The organism is Arsenicibacter rosenii (genome assembly GCF_001870735.1).
In the GTDB taxonomy this organism is placed as follows: Bacteria; Bacteroidota; Bacteroidia; order Cytophagales; family Spirosomataceae; genus Arsenicibacter; species Arsenicibacter rosenii.
The window spans coordinates 1-4,445 of the sequence record NZ_MORL01000065.1; the positions used below are offsets into that span (position 1 = coordinate 1).

The following is a 4,445-nucleotide window of genomic DNA, read 5'->3' on the forward strand; positions in this document are numbered from 1 at the left end:
ACAATTTTTAAATAAGGATATAGCCGATGGAAAAAATTATTAAATAATTAAGGACGGCAATTCTTACGTAGTTGACATTATATTGTCTAATCATTTAATAATGCTATGGATATAGATTTTAATTATGTCATTCCCTTTTAACTCATATCAATTAACTGAAAAAGATTATCAAGTAGTTCGATTGAGGCGGGGNGGCTCTTCGGCTTAATACAACATTTCTATCCTTCAGCTTTACAAGCTGATGACTCATCAAGGACTGTTCACAGCTAAGGATATTCTGTAAATCCATTACATTTTTTTCGCCATCTTTGGTAAGAAGATATAAAATTTTTAACCGAAGAGGGCTACCAAGTAAGCTTAACTGATAAGCTAAATCATCAATGCCTTTGGACGGCTTACTCACAAGAAATCTAGTCTGCATTACTTATATCTTTTTACTGTACTGTAATTTAACCCCTGACGATAACGCTTTCCTCTTCTTCATTACGCTGAACCCTGAAATGATAATAAAACGCTGCCAGGTCATGAGTTTGAAACCATTTTGTGTATTATACAGGAATTGTATATGAGTTGAAGCTCTTCAATCTTCCAGACATTATAATCATTAATTCTACGTAATAATTTCCTTTTATCCAGGTTTGCTGCTTTGAATAAAACTTCCTGATAATGAACAGGCAACAAATTAATATACAACGTTAAATGAGGCATTAAATTACCTGAGCTATTACCAATACCAAACTCCGCAGCTAATTGATTTATTTCAGAAATCTTAAATAAAGATACTTTCTTTCTCCTATAATTTCTAATAAAATCTATTTTCTTTGTTGGTATATTTTTATCAAAACTATTAATATAACGATCAATAACAATCTTGCGCATTGTAAAGTATGATTGTAAAATCTGTGCGATCTCTTCCATTTTATGTTCATTTTATTGTCTATTCCTGATGGACTAAAAGTAAAAAGCCTAACCTCAATTCGGGTAAGGCTTTTTGAACCATAAAATTTAGCATCGAGCCATAACCGTTATAAAAGAACTTGCAGAAACAACAATCTTTTCAAATTGTTTACCCATATATCATGCTCTGTATTTAGGTGACTTGTATTCGGTGCTGATATTCATAAAAATACCAGGTGTTAAGTAACTAGTCTAAAAAGAAGACCGACCTCATAGGAGCCGGTCTTACCCTAATACTTGCTTATTTTCTACCTAAAAAGCTCAGTAGTATCACATGCTGAACTCAGGTGCCTCTGTCGGAGAACATTTCTATTCTCTGATAAATAATTTATGTGAAAAGCTCTGCTGTTTTCCGGGACGGCTCACATTTACTACAATAAATGGATCAGAGCTGAAAGACATATTAATCGGACGTCCACTTAAGGTAGACACCTGTTCATCAAAATGACGTAAAAGTTTTCCACTGACACTTACAATCTGAACGTTTACAACCTCAATAGGATCGAAACCTTTAAGAAATAGTCGGAATGTGCCTGAAATCACAGGGTTAGGGTAGGCGACAATCACTGGCTTTTCAATACTAACAGTTTCCAGATCAGGTGAAATCTTATCCGGTACTGCTTCAGAGCCATGGATAACTATATTTCCTGTACCCTGAACGTTAGAAACGTAAGAACGGAAGTCACCGCCGGTCATACCTGCCTCAGTTGAGGAGGGATCTTTATCTGGTTCAAAAAAACGGACACCTTGCTGATATCCTTCTGATAGGCGGAAGTCGAACAATAACTGCTCCTCTCCGGCGATCATATTCACTTTGCCTCCTTGTGTAGCAAACCCGTGAAAATCGTATTCAGGCGACGATGCCGGGCTAAAGACCATTGATTGGTCTAACCAAAGACCTGCGGCATTACTACGTGTGTCAATAGACTTGTTTGCTATGGATTCCGGCAGAACCACAGTAATCTGTGATGGGCCCCATGTATATTGCTTTTGTGTAAAGTTTGGCTTTACATAAACTTCATATCGATTAGACTCAGTATTGAAAGTCATTCTTAAATTAATGTGTGGCTGAGCCGATACACGTTGAACCATACCAAAGCCTGCAACGATTAGTACGTTCAGAATAGATAAATAAGACATTGTATTAGTTGTTTACCGCCTGAAACAGGCAATTTATTGTCAGAAAAGTACCTGCTCAAACTAACTATTCTCCACATAGGTAATTTCAGCACAATAATTACTATTGCTGCTGATTACCTATATGCATATACGTAAGAAGATCTTATGGGACAGATGCATTCCTGTAAAAGAGAATTAAATTAATAACCATACAAATATGTCTGTAATTGTCTATTAATCAATACAGTAACATGTATTAGTTATCTGAAAGCAATAATTAATGACATGAAACTTGTTAATCGCCTACATGAATATTAAATGGACCTACAATTGCCCTGGTCAAGAACAGGCTCAACAAGAAGCCTGCTCAGGCAAAACAAAAAACAAGAATAGGTATCTTATTAGCAGTGAATTGAGTCATACACTTAGGTTTGTTAGTAAGGCTCATCACGGACATGTACTTGATTTCAGCTTGTTGTAGTTCGAATTGCCTCCGGCTCAGGATTGGTTTGTCAGATTCACCGTTCGTTTAGCTTTAGGGATTCAAGGGTTTGGCGATACAAGCGTAAACGAGTAATTAAAGGCGAACCAAATGAGTGAAGTGACGCATAATAAATCCGTAAGCCGTGAACGAATTGTCGTTGAGCACAGCTACCGGGACTGAAACGCTACCGGATTTTGGTCCATTTATGTCCGCTACAAGTAACTCATCAGATTGGCAGACCATCAGGCATCTATGCTGCCCTTTGGAATTTTACAATTGTCAAACCATCTGTGAATCACCTTACATTAGCTCTAATAAATGATCTATTACGATTCAGAGGTTGTCTTAATCAAAGGGGCTGAGGAATCGGGCAAAGAATTACTTACCTCCGTAAATAGTTGCATTAATGGTTGATTGATATAATAATTGCTACGACCGATTTTCTGTTTATGCACAAACCCCTGTTCGCTGAGCAGTTCCAGATACCGGGTAGCCGTCAGGCGTGTTACGTGCAGGTCATCCATCAGAAAATCAATTTTAGTATAAGGATGCCGGAATAAATTGTTTAGTAAGTCCTGGCTGTAAATTTTAGGTAACTCTTTCCGTAGTGCATGCTTGTATTGCTGCATAAGGTTACGGATAGCCTGCACCAATACAATGGTTTGCCGGGCGGTTTGCTCGACACCATCCAGCATATATAGTAGCCAGCCTTCCCAATCCTGCTGATCGCGCACAGCCTGTAGCCGTTCGTAATAACCGCTCTTGTGTTGTATAATGTAACGGCTCATGTAGAGGATCGGTAAATGAAGCAAGTCTTTCTGAACCAGATACAGCATGTTAATTATACGTCCGGTACGACCGTTTCCGTCGTAAAACGGGTGAATGCTCTCAAACTGGTAATGCACCACGGCCATTTTCACCAGCGGGTCGGCATCAAGTAGGGTATCGTCGTTGATAAACTGTTCAAGGTTAGCCATCAGGCTTGCTATCTGGTCTGCTTCCTGCGGGGGGGTATACACCACCGTTCCGGTTTGGCCGTTACGGAGTGTTGTACCTGGCAAACGTCGGAAACCGGCATTGTTCTGCTCTAACTCCTGCTGAATGACGAGAATATGGCGCAGGGTAAGGAGTTTTTGTTGCCGCACTAACGCAAATCCCTTTTTTAGTGCGCTGGCATAGCGTTGTACTTCCTTTGTTGCCGGACTAGTGATGGTATCCGTAAAGAGTTCGGCTCTGAACAGGTCATCGTGTGTGGTGATAATGTTTTCAACTGCCGACGAGTCTTTGGCTTCCTGGAGGGCCAGGGTGTTGATCAGAATCGATTCATTTGGAATGGTAGCTGCCACGCCTTTCAGCTCGGCCAGAAACCGATGTGCAGACGCCACTTTGCGAAGTACGGCATGGGTTTCCAGATCCACATCTGGCGGTAAAGGTGTTAAGGTAAATAACATAATAAGCTGTCGTGCTAAACAAAAGCGGAATTTATATGCATACAAAGCAGCTGTTTTCTATGCATACCGAATGCAATATATATAGAAAACAAACATTTTCTATATATATCATGGCTGATTTGGCCTCAATACCCTTCCAAAGCGAGGTGTATAAAAATATATCACAAGTGATTGAGACCACTTCAATTCGCTGACGAAGCAGCTTTTTGTGAGCCGCCTCCCAAGCTTGATCAGATATAAATAATCATCCAAAAACCGGCGCCGAAGCGACAATAAAGTACCACTGCTTTCTCAGACATAGCTGGTCAGGTTTACCGTTTGTCAAAGGTAAGTGGCAAATTGGAGGTACTTTTTGTCCGCGCGTCTACTTGCTTATTCTATCGTCTAGCTAACATCCAGAGAGGTTTCAGCTTGGTTAGGTCGTATGTTACTGA

General features: G+C 39.8%; 4 protein-coding genes. All 4 read right to left on the bottom strand.

What is annotated here, in order from left to right; translation table 11 throughout:
- Positions 1-151 precede the first annotated feature (151 nt).
- The 4 genes from BLX24_RS34115 to BLX24_RS29500 all read right to left on the bottom strand — a co-directional run bounded on the left by BLX24_RS34115 (position 152) and on the right by BLX24_RS29500 (position 4,011).
- Entirely contained in the window at positions 152-421 is a 270-nt protein-coding gene (locus BLX24_RS34115; RefSeq protein ID WP_071506805.1) for an ArsR family transcriptional regulator, read from the bottom strand.
- Between the two features lie 101 nt (positions 422-522).
- Positions 523-918 (bottom strand): hypothetical protein, encoded by a 396-nt coding sequence (locus BLX24_RS29490; RefSeq protein WP_071506806.1) that lies wholly within the window; start codon positions 916-918, stop codon positions 523-525.
- A gap of 348 nt (positions 919-1,266) precedes the next feature.
- Entirely contained in the window at positions 1,267-2,097 is an 831-nt protein-coding gene (locus BLX24_RS29495; protein WP_071506807.1) for a hypothetical protein, read from the bottom strand.
- 789 nt (positions 2,098-2,886) lie between these two features.
- On the bottom strand, positions 2,887-4,011 hold the full coding sequence (locus BLX24_RS29500) for a Fic family protein (RefSeq protein ID WP_071506808.1): 1,125 nt from the start codon (positions 4,009-4,011) through the stop codon (positions 2,887-2,889).
- Positions 4,012-4,445: the final 434 nt, after the last annotated feature.